Genomic DNA, 19,538 nt, shown 5'->3' on the forward strand with positions numbered 1-19,538 from the left:
ACGTCATGGGCTTTTTGCTTTCTGCGTGACGTATTTACACGTAGAACGACTTCAGTGGCGGGAAGCCATTGAACTCGACGGCGCTGTAGCTGGTGGTGTAAGCGCCGGTCGACAGCCAGTACAGGCGATCACCGATGGCCAGGTTCAGCGGCAGGCCGTACTTGTAGTTTTCGTACATGATGTCGGCGCTGTCGCAGGTAGGGCCGGCGATAACCACTTCTTCCATCTCGCCCTTTTTCTCGGTCCAGATCGGGAACTTGATGGCTTCGTCCATGGTTTCGATCAGGCCGGAGAACTTGCCCACATCCGTGTACACCCAACGCTCTACCGCGGTACGGGATTTACGCGCGACCAGCACTACTTCGCTGACCAGGATACCGGCGTTGGCGATCAGCGAACGGCCTGGTTCGAGGATGATTTCCGGCAGGTCGTCACCGAAGTCTTCCTTCAGGAAACGGATGATTTCCTCGGCGTAGGTTTCCAGGCTGTTGGTGCGGGTGATGTAGTTGGCCGGGAAGCCGCCGCCCATATTGATCAGCTTCAGGTGGATGCCGTCTTCTTCCTTCAGGCGTTCGAAGATCACTTTGACCTTGGCGATCGCCGCGTCCCAGACGCTGATGTCGCGCTGTTGCGAGCCGACGTGGAACGAGATGCCGTAAGGCACCAGGCCCAAGTCGCGGGCGAGGATCAGCAGGTCCATGGCCATGTCGGTCTGGCAGCCGAATTTGCGCGACAGAGGCCAGTCAGCCGTGGTCGAGCCTTCGGTGAGGATGCGCACGTAGACTTTCGAACCCGGTGCTGCCTTGGCGATGTTGCGCAGGTCGGCTTCGGAGTCGGTGGCATACAGACGCACGCCCTTCTCGTAGAAGTAGCGAATGTCTTTTGATTTCTTGATGGTGTTGCCGTAGCTGATGCGATCCGGGCCGACGCCCTGGTTCATCACTTTATCGAGCTCGTAGATCGAGGCGATGTCGAAGCTCGAGCCTTTCTCTTTGAGCAGGTCGATGATCTCGACGGCCGGGTTGGCCTTGACCGCGTAGTAGACCTTGGCGAATTCGAAACCGGCGCGCAGGTCATCATAGGCCTGGCTGATCATCGCGGTGTCGATCACCACGAACGGGGTTTCCTGTTTGTCGGCGAACGCCTTCATTTTCTGAAAGGTTTCACGCGCGAAATAGTCTTCGACCTGGATCGACATGCTGGGAACTCCTACTGGCAAACTAAAATTATCAATGGGTGCAAATGAACGTCCTCCGTATCCCCACTTTGGTTCGCCTACTTCCCAAGGCATGTCGCCGAAAGCAAAAAGGCCATGGGAAGTGCAGCTTTCCCTTGGCCTTGCTGTCTCGTCGTCAGTACTTGAGCCGGATGGATCGTTTCCAGCATGGACGTTCGGCGCGAACTTTAGGGCGTGAGGGGCTTGAGATCAACAAAAAATGTCGCGTTTTTGCACTCTTCTGACGCGCGTTACTAGCATCACTCTTTGTAACCGACTCAGATGACAGTCGGATGTTCCCGAAGATTTATGAAGTGTTAAAAATACCTGCACGTTCGACGCTTTTGTGCGCCAACTCCCTAATAACTACGATAGCGTCAAAATCGGCGACGTTGGCTGCGAGAAGGTAAGCTGAGAGGGAATTTGGCTATTTCAGAAGGTATTTCTGGATGGCTTTTGCAGGTGGTGCTGTTGATATTTTTTTCCGGCCTGCGAATCACTAAAAAATCGCGCAGAACTGTGGGAGCGAGTTGCTCGCGATAGCCTAATGTCAGTCAACGACGTTGTTGGCTGTGAAAATGCCATCGCGAGCAAGCTCGCTCCCACAGGTTTTGCATTTTTACCGAGCCATAGGAGCTATCAGGCGACTACGGCAGCTGAGCTCCCGAACAGGAGCAAGGTCGATCAGAGTGACACTATTCGACCGACGAAATACGGGAACGGTCGCCGATCAATAGACGTTAAGCCTAAGGCTTACGCTCTTGCGAATGGCTGGGTACTGCTGCGTGGTAACGGTAAATTGAATGATGGTGTTTTGTTGCACATTGTTTAGCGTGAATGTCCCGCTCATGTTTCCAGGACCTCGGTTGATAGTGGCGCCAGCTGTAGTTGTCGTCCACACGGAGGTAACGCCTGTAATTTCCCCGCCGTCTTTATCGACGAGTTTTGCCGCGATCACCAATTTGAAGTTTCCCCCTTTTTTGACAAGTTGCGGGTCTGCTAGACCTCCTATGATGATTTGTGTGGGTGGGCCAGCCATGAACTTTGGCTTCGCGCAGTTGGCCTCTGGTGTCGGTGTGGCAGGTGATGTCGAATTGTTGGTTTTCATGGGTGACCTCTATAACCTGATAAGTTTATTTGTGAGAGCGTGTCGCTGTGCTCCCGATTGAGTAGAACTTTTTCCAGGCAATAGAGGACCTATCACTTTTGACAGTTTTTAATATTCGTTTGTTAACGATTGCGAATTTACATAGCGCCAGCACTTGACCCAATCTCCGTTTTTCCTCTTGAGGTGGTGATGGGCCAAGCGAAATGGACTATGAAAGATAATCTATCAAGTGAGTGCTACTTCAGCCGGTGAAACAATACTGGTCTTGGCGCCGCGGGAGCGACCTGAGCTCAAGTAAGCCGCAATCGACTCCTGTGTGACCTCGCCGAGGAACACTCGCTCGGCATCCATCACCGGCAACCACGCCCGATTGAACTCGTACATGCGCGACAGCAGGATGCGCAAATGCTCGTCGTACGCCGCCGTGGCGTTGAACTCGCGTTGGTACTGCGCGCAGGTGCCGGTCTGACGGTGCAGGTCGCGACGTCGTACATAACCCAGGGCTTTATTCTCGGCACAAGTGACCACCACATAGCGTCGGTCATGTTCGTCCATCAACTCCAGCGCTTCGGCCACCGGTGTATGCGGGCTGACGGATGGCGCGTTATCCGCCGCATCTTCGGCTTTCACCAGCAGCAGACGTTTGAGCGTGCTGTCCTGGCCGACAAAGTTGCTGACAAAGTCATCCGCCGGGTGCGCGAGCAGAGTGTCCGGGTGATCGATCTGCAACAGTTTGCCAGCGCGGAAGATCGCGATCTTGTCGCCGAGCTTGATCGCCTCGTCGATGTCATGGCTGACCATGATCACGGTCTTGTTCAGTGCCCGCTGCATCTCGAAGAACTCGTTCTGGATCATCTCGCGGTTGATCGGGTCGACTGCCCCGAACGGCTCATCCATTAATAGCAGTGGTGCATCCGCCGCCAGTGCGCGAATCACGCCGATTCGCTGTTGTTGGCCACCGGACAATTCGCGGGGATAGCGATGCAAATACTGCTTGGGTTCGAGCTTGATCATGCTCATCAACTCGCGGGCGCGGTCGTGGCATTTCTGCTTGTCCCAGCCGAGCAGTTTCGGCACCACGACGATGTTCTCCTCGATGGTCATGTTAGGGAACAGACCGATCTGCTGGATGACGTACCCGATGTTGCGGCGCAGCGTCACTTCATCGAGGCCGGTGGTGTCTTCGCCGTTGATCAGGATCTTGCCCGAGGTCGGTTTGATCAGGCGGTTGATCATTTTCAGCGTGGTGCTTTTGCCGCAACCCGATGGCCCGAGGAACACGCAGATTTCACCTTCATTGACGGTCAGGCTTACCGAGTCCACGGCTTTCACATCTTTGCCGTTACTTTGGAAGGTCTTGCTGAGGTTTTGAAGTTCGATCATTTCAGGAGTCCTTTTGGAGTCAGCGAACGTTGCAGCCATTGCAGTAGCAGGTCGGCGAAGATGGCCAGCACACTGACCAGCACAGCGCCGACAATCAGCATCGACATGTCGCTGCGGCTGATGGAGGCGAGGATGAGTACGCCCAGGCCGCCGGCACCGATGGTGGCGGCGATGGTCATGACGCCGATGTTCATCACCACGGCGGTGCGTACACCGGCGAGGATCACCGGCACGGCGATGGGCAACTCGACCATGCGCAGGCGCTGGCCGAAGGTCATGCCGATGCCGCGGGCGGCTTCGCGGATGCCCGGCTCGACGCTGGTCAGGGCCAGGTAGGTGTTACGCATGATCGGCAGTAGCGAGTACAGGAACACTGCGGTAATCGCCGGCATCGGCCCCAGGCCCTGACCGAACTTTGAGTAGAACGGCAGCAGCATGCCGAACAGGGCAATCGACGGCACGGTCAGCAGCACCGTGGCGCTGGCCTGCAAGGGGCCGGCGAGACTCGGGAAGCGCGTCATCAAAATGCCCAATGGCACGCCGACCAGAATCGCCAGGGTCACGGCAATGCCGACCAGGGTGATGTGTTGCCACGTCAGGTGTAAGACCAATGGCCAGTCGAGATGGGAAAAGGCGTTCAGGAATTCCATGACTTTTCCTCCTTAATTGATCGGGTGCTGGCGCAGAAAATCGGCGGCAACGGCTGAAGGACTTTGGTGCTCGACATCGACCCGGGCGTTGAGCTCGCGCATGGTGTTGTCGTTGAACAGTTCGGCCAGTGGCTTGAGTTGTTCGGCCAGTTGCGGATGCGCATCGAGGTAGGCCTGACGCACCACTGGTGCGGCGGTGTAGTCGGGGAAGTAATGCTTGTCGTCTTCCAGCAGTTTCAGCTTGAAGGCGTTGAGGCGACCGTCGGTGGTGTAGACCAGGCCGGCAAACACCTGCCCGTTACGCAGCGCGGTGTAGACCAGACCGGCGTCCATCTGCCGGATATTCTTGCGGGTCAGGTTCATGTCGTAGAGCTTTACCATGCCGGCCAGACCGTCCGAACGGTTGGCGAACTCGGTATCCAGCGCCACCAGGTTGTTGGTCTCGGCTTCCTTGCGCAGCACCGTGTTCAGATCACTGATGGTGTTGATGTGCGGGTATTGGTCGGCGACGTTCTTCGGCAGGGCGAGGGCGTAGGTGTTGCTGAATTTCGACGGGGTGAGCCAGATCAGGCCTTTTTTTCCGTCGAGTTCTTTTACTCGTGCGTAGGACTGTTCGCTGTCGAGTTTTTCAGTGACATGGTTGTAGGCCACCAGCGAAACGCCGGTGTATTCCCAGAGCATGTCCAGCTGGCCACTTTCGTGGGCGCTGCGGGCCAGATTGCTGCCCAGGCCGCCGGTCACTTGCACCTCGTAACCCTTGGTGCGCAGGTACTGCGAAGTGATTTCCGCCAGCAGGGTCTGTTCGGTGAACACCCGGGCGCCGATGCGGATCAAGGGTTTGTCAGCGGCTTGGGCAAATCCTGCGAACAGCAGGACGCAGCCTAGTAAAAAGCTTGAAGTTTTCATGACGATTCCTTTGCCGAGGCTTAAGACGGGCGCAAGCCGCGTTCGAGCCAGAGGCGGCTGGCGAGTGTCACCAGGCCGTCGAGCAACAAGGCCAGCAGGGCGGTGCAGGCCGCGCCGAGCAGCAATTGCGGCTGATTGTTCAGGGCAATGCCGGGGAAGATCAGGCTGCCGAGACTGTTGGCGCCGATCAGGAACGCCAGCGGCGCCGTCCCGACATTGATCGCCAATGCCACGCGCACACCACCGATGATGATCGGCACCGCGTTGGGCAATTCGACTTTCCACAGCACCTGGAGCGGGGTCATGCCGATGCCGACGGCGGCTTCCTTGAGCGAACCCTGAACGTTTTTCAGGCCTTCATAGGTGTTGCGCACGATGGGCAGCAAGGAGGCGAGGAACAGTGCGAAGATGGCCGGACCGCTGCCGATGCCGAGGATACCGAGGGCGATGGCCAGGACGGCCAGGGGGGGAACGGTGTTACCGATGTTGAAGAACTGCATGAAGCGTTCGGCGCGGCCGACCATGGACGGGCGGCTGAGGAGGATGCCGGCAGGGATGCCCACGGCAAGGGCGGCCAGCATGGAAGCGAGGACGAGAACCAGATGAGCTTGCAGGTAAAACAACAAATCGTCGCGGTAGTGTTCGATCGTGTTGATGCCGATCCATTGGATCAGCAGGGCCAGAAGGGCGAATACCAGCGCGCCTCCTATCAGCCCTTTGCCATAGTGGATAGCCACAGGCGGACTCCTTTTTTCAGTCGGCGAACACTTTTTCGTGTGGCAACGCCTTGCTTGGCTGCCGAAAAAATGTCGCGATAAGCAGCTCGAGCAGGCCGGCAAAGCAGCGTGCAATCGAGCCATGAGCACAGCCTCGTCAGGCCGATTTGCAGGTGTTTCAGGCCCCCGACGAGTGGTCGTAACGGGGGAGTGGACGTCTCCGTGCTTTAAAAGGTTCCCATCTGCGGCAGCATTTGGCCACCCCTAATGTGCTCAACGGTTCGGTTCTTGGATCAACTTGGGCTATAATCTGCGCCCTTTTTTGAATCACCTGCCAGGCGATTTCCCATGACCAAACAGGCCGCCGAAGTCGCGAAACGCCGCACTTTCGCCATTATTTCCCACCCCGATGCCGGTAAGACCACCATCACCGAGAAACTCTTGCTGATGGGCAAGGCGATTGCGGTAGCCGGTACGGTGAAATCTCGTAAATCCGATCGCCATGCCACCTCCGACTGGATGGAAATGGAAAAGCAGCGTGGTATCTCCATTACCACGTCGGTCATGCAGTTCCCGTATCGCGAACACATGGTCAACCTGCTCGACACCCCGGGCCACGAAGACTTCTCCGAAGATACCTACCGCACCCTGACCGCGGTGGACTCGGCGTTGATGGTGCTTGACGGCGGTAAAGGTGTAGAGCCACGGACCATCGCCCTGATGGACGTCTGCCGTCTGCGTGACACGCCGATTGTCAGCTTCATCAACAAACTCGACCGTGACATCCGCGACCCGATCGAGCTGCTCGACGAAATCGAAGCCGTCCTCAAGATCAAGGCGGCGCCGATCACCTGGCCGATTGGTTGCTACCGCGACTTCAAGGGCGTGTATCACCTCGCCGATGACTACATCATCGTGTACACCGCCGGTCACGGCCACGAGCGTACCGATGTGAAAATCATCGAGAAGCTCGACTCCGATGAAGCCCGCGCCCACCTGGGCGACGAGTACGAGCGTTTCATCGAACAGCTGGAACTGGTGCAGGGCGCCTGCCACGAGTTCAACCAGCAGGAGTTCCTCGACGGTCAACTGACCCCGGTGTTCTTCGGTACGGCACTGGGCAACTTCGGTGTCGACCACGTCCTCGACGCCGTTGTGGACTGGGCACCACGTCCGTTGGCGCGCGTGGCCAACGAGCGTACCGTGGAGCCGGTGGAAGAGAAGTTCTCGGGCTTCATCTTCAAGATCCAGGCGAACATGGACCCGAAACACCGCGACCGCATTGCCTTCATGCGTATCTGCTCCGGCAAGTACGAAAAAGGCATGAAGATGCGCCACGTGCGCACCGGCAAAGACGTGCGGATCGGCGACGCGCTGACCTTCTTCTCCTCCGAGCGTGAGCAACTGGAAGAAGCGTTTGCCGGCGACATCATCGGCCTGCACAACCACGGCACCATCCAGATCGGCGACACCTTCACCGAAGGCGAAGTCCTGGGTTTCACCGGCATCCCGCACTTCGCCCCGGAACTGTTCCGCCGCGTACGCCTGAAAGATCCGCTGAAATCCAAGCAACTTCGCCAGGGCCTGCAACAGCTGGCCGAAGAAGGCGCGACCCAGGTGTTCTTCCCGGAGCGCAGCAACGACATCATCCTCGGCGCCGTCGGTGTGCTGCAGTTCGATGTGGTCGCCAGCCGCTTGAAAGAGGAATACAAGGTCGAGTGCTCCTACGAGCCGATCACCGTTTATTCCGCGCGCTGGATCGATTGCAGCGACAAGAAGAAGCTTGAGGAATTCTCCAACAAGGCGGTGGAAAACCTGGCGGTGGACGGCGGTGGTCACCTGACCTACCTCGCGCCTACGCGGGTCAACCTGGCCCTGATGGAAGAGCGCTGGCCGGACGTGAAATTCCGTGCGACCCGTGAACACCATTAAGCGCTGAATTGCTTTACCCAAAACCCCGTTGCGCGAGCGGCGGGGTTTTTTGTTGTCCACATTTCCATGATTGACGATGGATCCCTGTGGGAGCGAGCTTGCTCGCGATAGCGGTGTGTCAGTCGACATTAATGCTGGCTGCAGGTCCGTCATCGCGAGCAAGCTCGCTCCCACAGGATTCTCTCACAGGATTCTTCGGTGCTAGTTGAATTGGGAATAGTCTCTATTCCAAACCAGTCTCCAAACCCTCTGCATTTTCCCCCGTTCGATAACGTCCAATCTGGAGAACCCGGCTGATCGGAACTAGATTTGACTCAGCGCCAGACAGGCACTCAACGAAAGGAAGGAATCGGCTATGAACAGGTTATTTCGCGTTTTACTGCTGTTGAAGGTGATGGTGATGCTCTCGCTCGGCACTTCGATGGCGTGGGCCGAGTGTATCGATCATGGGGAGCAGGCTTCGAGCGGGCAGGCGGGTTACGCGGGGTTGATGCTCGCCAAGTCCGAATCGGAACCGGGAGATCAGGGGCAGGGTGGTGCAGACAACGACGATGACTCGACCACCGACGAGCCGGACTCCGATGAGGAAGATGGCGACAGCCAGACGTAGTCGCTCGATTGCAGACAAAAGAAAACCCCTTCTACCTGAGTGATGCGCATTCGAGGCGGAAGGGGTTGGGTTAACGCTTCAACTAATTGGACAACTCAATCCCTGTGGGAGCTAGCAGGCTGGCTCCCACAGTTTTTTATGCCGCGCCGTCGAGGAATTGCTCGGCGTAGTGGCAAGCCACCTGGCGGTTGTCGAGCAGGCGCAGGGCCGGCTCTTCAGTGCTGCAACGCTCGGTGGCGTACGGGCAGCGCTTGTGGAAGGCGCAGCCGGACGGCGGGTTCAGCGGGTTGGGCAGTTCGCCGACGATCTTGATTTTCGGCTTGTTCGGATCCGGGTGGATGGCCGGTGTCGCCGACAGCAGTGCCTGGGTATAGGGGTGCAGGGGACGGGAGTAAATGTCCTCTTTCGTGCCCATTTCCACCGGGCGACCGAGGTACATCACCATCACGTGGTCGGCAACGTGGCGAACTACTGCCAGGTTGTGGGAGATGAACACGTAGGCGGTGTTGAACTCTTGCTGCAAATCCATGAACAGGTTGAGCACCTGCGCCTGAATCGACACGTCCAGCGCCGAGGTCGGTTCGTCCGCCACCAGCACTTTCGGTTGCAGCATCATCGCCCGGGCCAGGGCGATGCGCTGGCGCTGACCGCCGGAGAACATGTGCGGATAACGCTGGTAGTGCTCGGGACGCAAGCCCACCTGCTTCATCATCGCCTGGACTTTCTCGCGACGTTCCGCGGCGCTCAGATTGGTGTTGATCAATAGTGGCTCTGCCAGCTGATCACCGACTTTCTGCCGTGGGTTCAACGAGGCGTACGGGCTCTGGAACACCATCTGCACGTCTTTGCGCAGTTGCTTGCGCTGGGCCTTGTCGGCGCCGGCAACTTCCTGGCCGGCGATTTTCAAGGAGCCGGAGGACGGCTCTTCGATCAGGGTCAGGGCACGGGCCAGGGTGGATTTGCCGCAACCCGACTCGCCTACGACAGCGAGGGTCTTGCCGGCTTCCAGTTCGAACGACACGCCGTTGAGGGCGCGCACGGTGGCGTGACCCTTGAACAGGCCTCGGGACACCTCGTAGTGACGGGTCAGGTCGCGGGCGGTAAGAACGACGGCCATTACGCCACCTCCTGGTTCAGCGGGTAGAAGCAGCGAGCGAGGCTGTTGCTTTTCTGGTCAAGGGCCGGACGTTGTTGACGGCAGTTGTCTTTCACGTACGGGCAGCGTGGCGACAGCAGGCAGCCCTGCGGACGGTCGTAGCGACCGGGAACGATGCCCGGCAGGGTCGACAGGCGCGCGGCGCCCAGGCTGTGTTCCGGAATCGCCTTGAGCAGCGCTTCGCTGTACGGGTGTGCCGGGATGTCGAACAGTTGCGGCACCTGACCGACTTCGACCGCCTGGCCGGCGTACATCACGCACACGCGCTGGGCGGTTTCGGCCACGACGGCAAGGTCGTGGGTGATCAGCACCAGGCCCATGTTCTGCTCTTTCTGCAACGCCAGCAGCAGGTCCATGATCTGCGCCTGAATGGTCACGTCGAGTGCCGTGGTCGGTTCGTCGGCGATCAGCAGTTTCGGTTCGCCAGCGATCGCCATGGCAATCGCGACGCGCTGGCTCATACCACCGGACAGTTGGTGCGGGTAGGCGTCCATACGGCTGGCGGCACCCGGGATTTCAACTTTTTCCAGCAGTTCGATGGCGCGCTTGCGGGCGGCCTTGCCGGACATTTTCAGGTGCAGGCGTAGCACTTCTTCAATCTGGAAGCCGACGGTGTAGCTCGGGTTCAGCGCGGTCATCGGATCCTGGAAGACCATGGACAGGTCTTTACCGACGATCTGTCGACGCTGGCGATTGTTGAGCTTGAGCATGTTCTTGCCGTCGAAATTCAGGGCGTCGGCGGTGACGATCCCCGGATGCTCGATCAGGCCCATCAGCGCCATCATGGTCACGGACTTGCCGGAACCGGATTCGCCAACGATGGCCAGCACTTCGCCCTTGTCCACTTTCAGGTCGAGGCCATCGACCACTGGCGTGGCGGTTTTGTCGCCGAAGCGGACGTTGAGATTCTTGATTTCTAGCAGTGACATGGGAATCTCCTCAGGCGGCGTTCTTGAGTTTCGGGTCCAGCGCATCGCGCAGGCCGTCGCCCATCAGGTTGATTGCCAGCACGCTGAGCAAAATGGTCAAACCAGGCAGGCTCACCACCCACCAGGCGCGTTCGATGTAGTCGCGGGCCGAAGCCAGCATGGTGCCCCACTCAGGGGTTGGCGGTTGTACGCCAAGGCCGAGGAAGCCCAGTGCGGCGGCATCGAGGATCGCCGAGGAGAAGCTCAGGGTGGCCTGAACGATCAGCGGCGCCATGCAGTTGGGCAGCACGGTGACGAACATCAGGCGCGGCAGGCCGGCACCGGCCAGGCGTGCGGCGGTCACGTAGTCGCGGTTCAGCTCGCCCATCACCGCCGCGCGGGTTAGGCGAACGTAGGACGGCAGGGAGACCACGGCGATGGCAATGATGGTGTTGATCAGGCCAGGGCCGAGGATGGCGACAATCGCCACGGCCAGCAGCAGCGACGGCAGGGCCAGCATGATGTCCATCAGACGCATGATGGTCGGGCCGAGAACCCGCGGGTAGAACCCGGCGAACAAGCCCAGCAGGATGCCCGGGATCAGCGACATCACCACCGACGACAAACCGATCAGCAACGACAGGCGCGAACCATTGATCAGACGCGACAGCAGGTCGCGGCCCAGTTCGTCGGTGCCGAGCAGGAATTGCAGTTGCCCACCTTCCAGCCAGGCCGGCGGGGTCAGCAGGAAATCGCGGTATTGCTCGCTCGGGTCGTGGGGGGCAACCCACGGGGCGAAGATCGCGCAGAAAATCACCAGCAGCATGAACATCAGGCCGGCGACGGCGCCTTTGTTCTTGGAGAACGCTTGCCAGAATTCTTTGTACGGAGACGGGTACAGCAGGCTTTGATCGACTGCTACCGATGGAATTGGAGTGGTCATGGTCATGATCTCAGCGCTGGTGACGGATGCGTGGGTTGGCAAAGCCGTAGAGGATGTCCACTACGAAATTGACCACAATCACCAGGCAGGCGATTAACAGGATGCCGTTTTGCACGACGGGGTAATCCCGGGCGCCAATGGCTTCGATCAGCCATTTGCCGATGCCGGGCCACGAGAAGATGGTTTCGGTCAGGACCGCACCGGCCAGCAGGGTGCCGACTTGCAGGCCGACCACCGTCAGTACCGGAATCAGCGCGTTACGCAGACCGTGCACGAACACCACGCGCGACGGCGACAGGCCCTTGGCCTTGGCGGTGCGGATGTAGTCTTCACGCAGCACTTCGAGCATCGACGAACGGGTCATCCGCGCGATCACCGCCAGCGGGATGGTGCCGAGCACGATGGCCGGCAGGATCAGGTGATGCAGGGCATCGAGGAACGCGCCGACGTCATCGGCCAGCAGCGTATCGATCAGCATGAAGCCGGTACGCGGCTCGATGTCATACAGCAGGTCGATCCGCCCGGATACCGGGGTCCAGCCCAGGCTTACCGAGAAGAACATGATCAGGATCAAGCCCCACCAGAAGATCGGCATCGAGTATCCCGCCAGGGAGACACCCATCACCCCATGGTCGAACAGGGATCCTCGCTTGAGTGCCGCGATCACCCCGGCCAGAAGGCCCAGGATGCCGGCGAACAACAGGGCGGCCATGGACAGTTCCAGGGTCGCGGGGAACAGGGAAGTGAATTCGCTCCAAACGCTTTCACGGGTACGCAGGGATTCCCCGAGATCGCCGTGGGCCAGCTTGCCGATGTAATCCAGGTACTGGGCATACAGGGGTTTGTTCAGACCTAGGCGTTCCATTGCCTGAGCGTGCATTTCGGGATCGACCCTACGTTCTCCCATCATGACTTCTACGGGGTCGCCCGGGATCATGCGAATCAACGCGAAAGTCAGCAGGGTGATGCCGAAGAACGTAGGGATCAACAACCCCAGTCGGCGGGCAATAAAACTAAACATCGTGTGTTGTACCTCATCAGCCGGTTAGGCGTGCCCGGCATGCCTGGGTCAGGAATGCCGGGAGTTTTCTTATTACTTCACCTGGGTGGTGGCGAAGTTATTCGTGGTGAGGGGGCTAATGTGATAGCCCTCTACGTTGTTGCGCATTGCGGTAAACATTCTAGTGTGTGCCATGCTGATCCACGGCTGGTCCTGGTTAAAAATAACCTGGGCCTGTTCGTAGAGCGCTGCGCGTTCGGCCGGATCGGTTTTTTCCCGGGCCTGGTCGATCAGCGCCTGGAACTTGTCATTGCACCAGCGTGCGTAGTTTTCTCCGTTCTTGGCCGCTTCACAACTGAGCATAGGCGTCAGGAAGTTATCCGGGTCGCCGTTATCGCCCGCCCATCCGGCGGAAACCATGTCGTGCTCGCCGTTTTTGGCGCGTTTGAGCATTTCGCCCCATTCCATCACGCGGATGTCGATCTTGATCCCGACCTTGGCCAGGTCGGCTTGCATCATCTGCGCGCCGAGCATCGGATTCGGGTTGGTCGGACCGCCACCGTTGCGGGTGAACAGGGTGAAGGTGGTGCCTTCCGGTACGCCGGCTTCCTTGAGCAGGGCGCGCGCCTTGTCCAGGTCATGGGCCGGGTTCTTCAGGCTGTGGTTGTAGCCCAGCAGGGTGTCCGGGTACGGGTTGACCGCGGCGGTCGCATTGCCCTTGCCGAACAACGCATTGACGTATGCCTCTTTGTCGAAGGCGATGTCGATGGCTTTGCGCACCCGCACGTCACTCATGTACTTGTGCGTGGTGTTCAAGGCGACGTAGGAAACGGTCATCGCGTTGAGTTCATCGACTTTCAGCTTGTCGTCTTTCTTGATGCTCGGAATGTCATCCGGTTTCGGATACAGCGCGACCTGGCACTCGTTGGCCTTGAGCTTCTGCAGGCGCACGTTGTTGTCGGTGGCGATGGCCAGGATCAGCGCCTCGGCCGGAGGCTTGCCACGGAAGTAGTCCGGGTTGGCCTTGAAGCGGACCTGGGCGTCCTTGTTGTAGCGCTGGAAGATGAACGGGCCGGTGCCGACCGGCTTGTTGTTCAGGTCGGCGGTCTTGTTGGCCTTGAGCAGCTGGTCGGCGTACTCGGCGGAGTAGATTGACGAGAAGGCCATGGCGATGTCGGCCAGGAACGGCGCTTCACGGCGGGTCAGGGTGAACTTGACCGTGTTGTCGTCGACTTTCTCGACGCTTTTCAGCAGTTCCTTGAAGCCCATGCTTTCAAAGTACGGGAAACCCACGCTCGACAGTTTGTGCCATGGATGATTCGGGTCCAGCTGGCGCTGGAAGCTCCAGACCACGTCGTCGGCATTCATGTCGCGGGTCGGCTTGAAATATTCGGTGGTGTGGAACTTGACGCCTTTACGCAGATGGAACGTGTAGCTCAGGCCGTCTTCGCTGATGTCCCAGGAATCGGCCAGTGCCGGAATCACGTCGGTGGTACCGGGCTTGAAGTCTGCCAGGCGATTGAAGATGGTTTCGGCCACGGCATCGGCGGTGACTGCAGTCGTGTACTGGACCATGTCGAAGCCTTCAGGGCTGGCTTCGGTGCAAACCACCAGGGGTTTGGCCGAGACACCGACAGCGACACTGAGCAACGCGGCCGCGATGGCCGCACGTAGGGGAAGCATTTTCATCAAGAACCCTCTGCAATCAGTTAAAGGACAAAAGCCGAACGGCCGATTCGTCATTGAGTCAGCCGTTCGGCACGGGCATTACAGGATGTTGAACGGAACCGTGGTTACGAGACGGAACTCGTTGATGCTGCCGTCAGCCTGGTTTTCGCTGGCACGGTGAGCGGTGTAGGTGCCGCGGATCGTGGTGGCCTTGAGCGGGCCGCTCTGCACGGCGTAGGTCGCGCCGATGCCGTATTCATAGTGGGTTTCGCCATCCTGGGACTGGATACCGTCGTAACCCTTGCCGGCCACGCCGCCGTTGCCGGTGTAGTGAGTACCGTCGATACCCCAGCCGCGAGCCTGGTAGATGTTGAACTTCAGGCCTGGCACGCCGTATTCGGCCATGTTCAGACCGTAGGCAACCTGGAACGATTTTTCGTTCGGGCCGTTGAAGTCCGACAGCAGGGAGTTGGCCAGGTAGATGCCGTTGGTTTCGTGCAGGTAGTCGAAGTACTCGTTACCGTTCACTTCCTGGTACGAGAAGGTGAGGGAGTGGGCCTGGTGGGTCAGGCCGAACGACAGCGAGTAGGTGTCGTTGTCGATATCGCCGATCAGGGCTTTACCGGTTTCCTTGGTTTTGTAGTAGTTCAGGCCGGTGGTCAGGCTCAGTACCTGGCTGTCGCCCAGTACGTGAGAGGCGCCGAAGTAGTACTGGTTCCAGATGTCTTCAGCCTGGGTCGCCCAGAGGCTGGTGGTCAGGCTGGCGAGCGGGTTGTAGGTGATACCGCCGGTGTAGATGTGGTCGGTTTCGACGATGCCGTTGGCGTACTCGGTGCGGAATTTGCGCTGGCTTTCTTCGGTACGCGGTGAGTTGCGGTCGAAGGTGGCCAGGTCGAAGGCCAGGTTGTTCAGCTCTTCGCTGTGGAGGGCCACGCCCTGGAAGCTCGAAGGCAGTGCACGGTTACCGATCACGTCGACCATCGGGCTGCTGAAGTTCATGCGGCCGGCGGTCAGGGTGCTGTTGGAGATACGGGCCTTGACGTTGGCCAGGCCCAGTTTGCTCCACTGGCCTTGAGCGTCGCCGCCTTCCTTGGTCAGGGTACGGTTGTTGCCCGCGCCAGGACGAGAGCCCGGTGCGCCGCCATTGTTGGATGCCAGGTCCTTGCGGTCCCGGTCCAGGGCGATGGCGTTGTACGCCGCCACTTCAGTGCTGAAGCCTACGGTGCCTTCGGTGAAGCCCGAGTTGTACTTGAGGATGGTGCCCTGGACCCAGTTGATCCGGCGATCGGTCGGGGTCGAAACGCCGTCCTTCTTGTAGGCGAACTTGGCGCCGCGTTGCAGTTGCTCGTTGGCGTACCAGTTACGCGTGGTGCCGGTGATCGACTGGCCTTCGACAAAGCCGGTGGCTTCGCTTTGGGCGCTTTTCTCGTTCACGGTAACCGGGGTGAAAGCCTGGCTTTGGGTTTCTGCGTAAGCCGTGGCGGTTACGCTGCTGATGGCCAGGGCCAATAACGCGGTGTTGCTCAGTTTCATGGGTAAAGCTCCTTACTTTCTTTTTTTTGTGCCGGTCTTTTTTTGTGATCCGGCTATTGGTTTAGAACTCATTCACGGCATCGCAAACGTTTGCTGTCGGCCAAATTGGCGAAAGACGGCAAAGCGTCTGCGTGAGGGCGGAAAATCCGCCCCCCGGCATTTCTGGCTAATCGGTTATTTTTCTATGCTGACACCCGAGAAAACGTTGCGACCGAACGGGCTCACCTTGAACCCTTCGATTTTGGCGCTCAGCGGTTGATTGACCGTTGAGTGGGCGACTGGCGTGATCGGCACTTGCTGCTTGAGCAACTGCTGCGCCTGTTTGTAGAGCAGGGTGCGCTGGTCGCGGTCGGTGACGACCTTGGCCTGCTTGATCAGCTTGTCGTAAGCCGGATCACACCACATCGAGTAGTTGTTGCCGCCAATGGCGTCGCAACTGTAGAGCGTGCCCAGCCAGTTGTCCGGGTCACCGTTGTCACCGGTCCAGCCGATCAGGCTGATGTCGTGCTCGCCATTCTTGGTGCGCTTGATGTACTCGCCCCACTCATAGCTGACGATCTTGACCTTGAGGCCGATCTTCGCCCAGTCAGCCTGAAGCATCTCGGCCATCAACTTGGCGTTGGGGTTGTACGGACGCTGGACCGGCATGGCCCAGAGGGTGATTTCAGTACCTTCCTTGACGCCGGCAGCCTTGAGTAATTCCTTGGCTTTTTCCGGGTCGTAGGCGGCGTCCTTGATCGTGTCGTCGTAGGACCATTGGGTCGGCGGCATGGCGTTGACCGCCAGTTGCCCCGCGCCCTGGTAGACGGCATTGAGAATGCCTTGCTTGTTCACCGCCATGTCCAGTGCCTGGCGCACTTCGAGCTGATCGAAGGGTTTGTGGCGCACGTTGTAGGCGATGTAGCCGAGGTTGAAACCAGGCTTCTCGATCAGTTGCAGGGCCGGGTCGTTCTTCAGTGCGGGCACATCGGCAGGGCGCGGGTGCAGGGTGATCTGGCATTCGCCGGCCTTGAGTTTCTGCACGCGCACCGAGGCGTCGGTGTTGATGGCGAAAATCAGGTTGTCGAGCTTGACCCGGCTCGGGTCCCAGTAATGCTTGTTGCCGGTGTAACGGATGTTCGAGTCTTTCTGGTAGCTCTTGAACACGAACGGCCCGGTGCCGACCGGCTTCTGGTTGATGTCGCTTGGCTTGCCTTCGGCCAGCAGTTTGTCGGCGTATTCGGCCGAAAGGATGGCGGCGAAGCTCATGGCGATGTTCTGGATGAACGCGGCGTCCACGCTATTGAGCGTAAAGACCACGGTCAGCGGCCCGGTCTTTTCGACCATGGCGATGTTCTTGTTCAGGCTCATGCCGTTGAAGTATGGAAACTCTGTCGGATAAGCCTTACGGAAGGGCTGTTGCGGGTCGAGCATGCGATTGAACGTGAACAGCACGTCATCGGCGTTGAAGTCCCGGGTCGGCGTGAAGTATTTGGTGGTATGAAACTTCACCCCTTCGCGCAGGTGAAACGTGTATTTGAGGCCGTCCTCGGAAATATCCCAGCTCGTGGCCAGGCCCGGTACGACGTTGGTCGCGCCTTTTTCAAACTCTGCCAACCGGTTGTACAGCGGCTCGGCGGCGTCGTTGTCGGTCGCAGTGGTGTACTGCGCCGTGTCGAAACCGGCGGGGCTGCCTTCGGAGCAGAACACCAGGCTGTTGTTGGCGGCCTGGCTGATGGAAGTGGCGGCCAACAGGCCGGTGCCCAGCAATGCGGATAAAACCAAGGTATGGCGCATAACGCTCCCTCTTCTCTAAGTGTTGTCAGTGAGCCGCCGCCCCGTCCGCGGACGTAGAGGCATCACTGATTTCAAGCCATGCACGCAGCAGTAACCGATGACCCACGCATGCACTGGTCGGATCCCGACGGTATGAGCCACGGGTCCGGCAGTAAATGCGTAGAGTCCTAAAGACTCGTAGGAAATGGCAACGCGTCCTCGCCCGATGCTGTAGTCAGCTGCGGATTAGGATGTAGGCGAATTCCTGCTTTCTCGGTAGATAAAGCAACGGCGACGTCAGGAACGCCGCCGTTGCAAAACCTTATTTGCTGACGCTGACGCCGTAGAAGGAGTTCAAGCCAAATGGGCTGATCTTGAAGTCCTGCACGTTGGCGCGCATGGGTTGGAACACCGTCGAGTGAGCGATAGGTGTCATAGGCACAGCGTCCTTGAGGACGTGTTGCGCCTGTTTGTACAGCTCGGTGCGTTTGCCTTGGTCCGAAGTGCGCTTGGCTTGCTTGACGATGTCGTCAAACTTCTTGTCGCACCATTTGGAGAAGTTGTTGCCTTCCAGCGAGTCGCAGCCGAACAGCACGTTCAGCCAGTTGTCCGGATCACCATTGTCACCGCTCCAGCCAATCAGCATCGCCTGGTTCTCGCCACCTTTGGAACGCTTGATGTACTCGCCCCACTCGTAGCTCTGGATCTTGACCTTGAGGCCGATCTTGGACCAGTCGGACTGCAGCATTTCTGCCATCAGCTTGGCGTTCGGGTTGTATGGACGCTGTACCGGCATCGCCCAGAGAACGATTTCGGTGCCATCTTTCACGCCAGCTTCCTTGAGCAGCTCTTTGGCTTTCTCAGGGTTGTACGGCGCATCCTTGATGGTGGTGTCGTAGGACCACTGGGTCGGTGGCATGGCGTTGACGGCCAGTTGGCCGGCGCCCTGGTACACGGAGTCGATGATCTGCTGCTTGTTGACGGCCATGTCCAGTGCCTGGCGCACTTTCAGGTCAGCCAACGGGTTCGCATCGGTTTGTCCCTTGACCTTGGGCATCACGTTGTAGGCGATGTAACCGAGGTTGAAACCAGCCTGGTCAGGCAGTTTCAGGGTCTTGTCTTCGCGCAGTGCCTTCAGGTCGGCCGGACGAGGGAACAGGGTGACCTGGCACTCGTTCTTCTTCAGCTTCTGGATACGTACCGACGGGTCGGTGGTGATGGCGAAGATCAGGTTGTCGATCTTCACGTCGTCAGGCTTCCAGTAGTCCTTGTTCCCGGTGTAGCGGATGTTGGAGTCTTTCTGGTAGCTCTTGAACACGAACGGACCAGTGCCGATCGGCTTCTGGTTGATGTCGGCGGCCTTGCCTTCCTTGAGCAGCTGGGCAGCGTACTCGGCGGACTGGACCGAGGCGAAGCTCATGGCCATGTTCTGGATGAACGCGGCATCAACATCTTTCAAAGTGAACTTGACGGTCTTGTCGTCGACTTTATCGATCTTGGTGATGTTGGTATCCATCCCCATGTCGGTGAAGTACGGGAATTCGGTCGGGTACGCTTTGCGGAACGGGTCATCCTTGTTGATCATGCGATTAAAGGTGAACAGCACGTCGTCGGCGTTGAATTCACGAGTCGGCTTGAAGTACGGCGTGGTGTGGAACTTGACGCCTTCACGCAGGTGGAAGGTGTAAGTCAGGCCGTCATCGGAAACGTCCCACTTGGTCGCCAGCCCAGGAATAACGGCGGTGCCGCCGCGCTCGAACTGGGTGAGACGGTTGAACATGGTTTCTGCAGAGGCGTCGAAGTCGGTTCCGGTGGTGTATTGACCTGGATCGAAACCGGCCGGGCTCCCTTCGGAGCAGAACACCAGGTTAGTCGCTGCTTGGGCGAACGGTGCGCTGGCTAGCAAGCTTGCGCCAACTAAAAACGGAATGACCGCGTGTTTAAGCATGGTGGCCTCATGATTTGTTGTCATTTTTGGAATTAGAGGACGACCTCGTGAGTCGTGCCTGCGGATACTTATGCAGGGGCCATACCCAATGCAAGATCCAGAGTGA

The 19,538-nt window shown here is 58.7% G+C and carries 16 protein-coding genes; 2 read left to right on the plus strand and 14 right to left on the minus strand.

The genetic code is table 11. From position 1 onward, the window contains the following. Window positions 1-34 precede the first annotated feature (34 nt). The 6 genes from AABM52_RS04010 to AABM52_RS04035 form a co-directional block, all read right to left on the minus strand. A complete protein-coding gene (locus tag AABM52_RS04010) occupies window positions 35-1,198 on the minus strand; it encodes a type III PLP-dependent enzyme (protein WP_347910567.1) in 1,164 nt (387 codons plus the stop codon). Between the two features lie 748 nt (window positions 1,199-1,946). Continuing rightward, a complete protein-coding gene (locus AABM52_RS04015) occupies window positions 1,947-2,324 on the minus strand; it encodes a hypothetical protein (RefSeq protein ID WP_347910569.1) in 378 nt (125 codons plus the stop codon). A gap of 225 nt (window positions 2,325-2,549) precedes the next feature. Next, window positions 2,550-3,707, minus strand: a complete 1,158-nt coding sequence (locus AABM52_RS04020; RefSeq protein WP_347910570.1) for an ABC transporter ATP-binding protein — start codon at window positions 3,705-3,707, stop codon at window positions 2,550-2,552. Further along, window positions 3,704-4,357 (minus strand): ABC transporter permease, encoded by a 654-nt coding sequence (locus tag AABM52_RS04025; protein ID WP_347910572.1) that lies wholly within the window; start codon window positions 4,355-4,357, stop codon window positions 3,704-3,706. Before AABM52_RS04025 ends, AABM52_RS04020 begins: the two co-directional genes overlap by 4 nt. A gap of 12 nt (window positions 4,358-4,369) precedes the next feature. Beyond that, window positions 4,370-5,263: a glycine betaine ABC transporter substrate-binding protein gene (locus AABM52_RS04030; protein ID WP_347910573.1), complete on the minus strand. Its 894-nt coding sequence runs from the start codon at window positions 5,261-5,263 to the stop codon at window positions 4,370-4,372. A gap of 20 nt (window positions 5,264-5,283) precedes the next feature. Next, on the minus strand, window positions 5,284-6,000 hold the full coding sequence (locus AABM52_RS04035; RefSeq protein WP_347910575.1) for an ABC transporter permease: 717 nt from the start codon (window positions 5,998-6,000) through the stop codon (window positions 5,284-5,286). A 327-nt stretch (window positions 6,001-6,327) separates the two neighbouring features. Here AABM52_RS04035 and AABM52_RS04040 point away from each other — a divergent pair, with 327 nt between their 5' ends. Both AABM52_RS04040 and AABM52_RS04045 read left to right on the plus strand, forming a co-directional pair. Continuing rightward, window positions 6,328-7,911: a peptide chain release factor 3 gene (locus tag AABM52_RS04040; protein ID WP_347910576.1), complete on the plus strand. Its 1,584-nt coding sequence runs from the start codon at window positions 6,328-6,330 to the stop codon at window positions 7,909-7,911. A gap of 355 nt (window positions 7,912-8,266) precedes the next feature. Next, complete coding sequence (locus AABM52_RS04045; RefSeq protein WP_347910577.1) at window positions 8,267-8,521, plus strand: hypothetical protein; 255 nt, start codon at window positions 8,267-8,269, stop codon at window positions 8,519-8,521. Between the two features lie 136 nt (window positions 8,522-8,657). Here the strand turns inward: AABM52_RS04045 and AABM52_RS04050 are convergent, their stop codons facing one another. The 8 genes from AABM52_RS04050 to AABM52_RS04085 form a co-directional block, all read right to left on the minus strand. After that, window positions 8,658-9,638 carry a peptide ABC transporter ATP-binding protein gene (locus tag AABM52_RS04050; RefSeq protein ID WP_347910579.1) on the minus strand — a complete coding sequence of 327 codons (981 nt, stop codon included), beginning with the start codon at window positions 9,636-9,638 and terminating at the stop codon, window positions 8,658-8,660. After that, window positions 9,638-10,606 (minus strand): oligopeptide/dipeptide ABC transporter ATP-binding protein, encoded by a 969-nt coding sequence (locus AABM52_RS04055; RefSeq protein WP_347910580.1) that lies wholly within the window; start codon window positions 10,604-10,606, stop codon window positions 9,638-9,640. The genes AABM52_RS04050 and AABM52_RS04055 overlap by 1 nt, the downstream gene beginning before the upstream one ends. Window positions 10,607-10,616: 10 nt before the next feature. Continuing rightward, a complete protein-coding gene (locus AABM52_RS04060; RefSeq protein ID WP_347910582.1) occupies window positions 10,617-11,528 on the minus strand; it encodes an ABC transporter permease subunit in 912 nt (303 codons plus the stop codon). 10 nt (window positions 11,529-11,538) lie between these two features. Next, window positions 11,539-12,549: an ABC transporter permease subunit gene (locus AABM52_RS04065; protein WP_150727461.1), complete on the minus strand. Its 1,011-nt coding sequence runs from the start codon at window positions 12,547-12,549 to the stop codon at window positions 11,539-11,541. A gap of 72 nt (window positions 12,550-12,621) precedes the next feature. Beyond that, window positions 12,622-14,217, minus strand: coding sequence for an ABC transporter substrate-binding protein (locus AABM52_RS04070; RefSeq protein WP_347910584.1), 1,596 nt, complete (start codon window positions 14,215-14,217; stop codon window positions 12,622-12,624). 78 nt (window positions 14,218-14,295) lie between these two features. Further along, on the minus strand, window positions 14,296-15,729 hold the full coding sequence (locus tag AABM52_RS04075) for an OprD family porin (RefSeq protein WP_347910585.1): 1,434 nt from the start codon (window positions 15,727-15,729) through the stop codon (window positions 14,296-14,298). 174 nt (window positions 15,730-15,903) lie between these two features. After that, window positions 15,904-17,505: an ABC transporter substrate-binding protein gene (locus AABM52_RS04080; protein ID WP_347910586.1), complete on the minus strand. Its 1,602-nt coding sequence runs from the start codon at window positions 17,503-17,505 to the stop codon at window positions 15,904-15,906. Window positions 17,506-17,806: 301 nt separating this feature from the next. Beyond that, a complete protein-coding gene (locus tag AABM52_RS04085) occupies window positions 17,807-19,432 on the minus strand; it encodes an ABC transporter substrate-binding protein (protein ID WP_347910588.1) in 1,626 nt (541 codons plus the stop codon). Window positions 19,433-19,538: the final 106 nt, after the last annotated feature.

Source organism: Pseudomonas grandcourensis (assembly GCF_039909015.1).
In the GTDB taxonomy this organism is placed as follows: Bacteria; Pseudomonadota; Gammaproteobacteria; order Pseudomonadales; family Pseudomonadaceae; genus Aquipseudomonas; species Aquipseudomonas grandcourensis.

Coding starts and splice junctions, on each gene's coding strand:
- AABM52_RS04025 (WP_347910572.1), bottom strand. CDS start 4,357: ATGGAATTCCTGAACGCCTTTTCCCATCTCGACTGGCCATTGGTCTTA.
- AABM52_RS04015 (WP_347910569.1), bottom strand. CDS start 2,324: ATGAAAACCAACAATTCGACATCACCTGCCACACCGACACCAGAGGCC.
- AABM52_RS04085 (WP_347910588.1), bottom strand. CDS start 19,432: ATGCTTAAACACGCGGTCATTCCGTTTTTAGTTGGCGCAAGCTTGCTA.
- AABM52_RS04080 (WP_347910586.1), bottom strand. CDS start 17,505: ATGCGCCATACCTTGGTTTTATCCGCATTGCTGGGCACCGGCCTGTTG.
- AABM52_RS04070 (WP_347910584.1), bottom strand. CDS start 14,217: ATGAAAATGCTTCCCCTACGTGCGGCCATCGCGGCCGCGTTGCTCAGT.
- AABM52_RS04055 (WP_347910580.1), bottom strand. CDS start 10,606: ATGTCACTGCTAGAAATCAAGAATCTCAACGTCCGCTTCGGCGACAAA.
- AABM52_RS04050 (WP_347910579.1), bottom strand. CDS start 9,638: ATGGCCGTCGTTCTTACCGCCCGCGACCTGACCCGTCACTACGAGGTG.
- AABM52_RS04010 (WP_347910567.1), bottom strand. CDS start 1,198: ATGTCGATCCAGGTCGAAGACTATTTCGCGCGTGAAACCTTTCAGAAA.
- AABM52_RS04030 (WP_347910573.1), bottom strand. CDS start 5,263: ATGAAAACTTCAAGCTTTTTACTAGGCTGCGTCCTGCTGTTCGCAGGA.
- AABM52_RS04020 (WP_347910570.1), bottom strand. CDS start 3,707: ATGATCGAACTTCAAAACCTCAGCAAGACCTTCCAAAGTAACGGCAAA.
- AABM52_RS04060 (WP_347910582.1), bottom strand. CDS start 11,528: ATGACCACTCCAATTCCATCGGTAGCAGTCGATCAAAGCCTGCTGTAC.
- AABM52_RS04045 (WP_347910577.1), top strand. CDS start 8,267: ATGAACAGGTTATTTCGCGTTTTACTGCTGTTGAAGGTGATGGTGATG.
- AABM52_RS04040 (WP_347910576.1), top strand. CDS start 6,328: ATGACCAAACAGGCCGCCGAAGTCGCGAAACGCCGCACTTTCGCCATT.
- AABM52_RS04065 (WP_150727461.1), bottom strand. CDS start 12,549: ATGTTTAGTTTTATTGCCCGCCGACTGGGGTTGTTGATCCCTACGTTC.
- AABM52_RS04075 (WP_347910585.1), bottom strand. CDS start 15,729: ATGAAACTGAGCAACACCGCGTTATTGGCCCTGGCCATCAGCAGCGTA.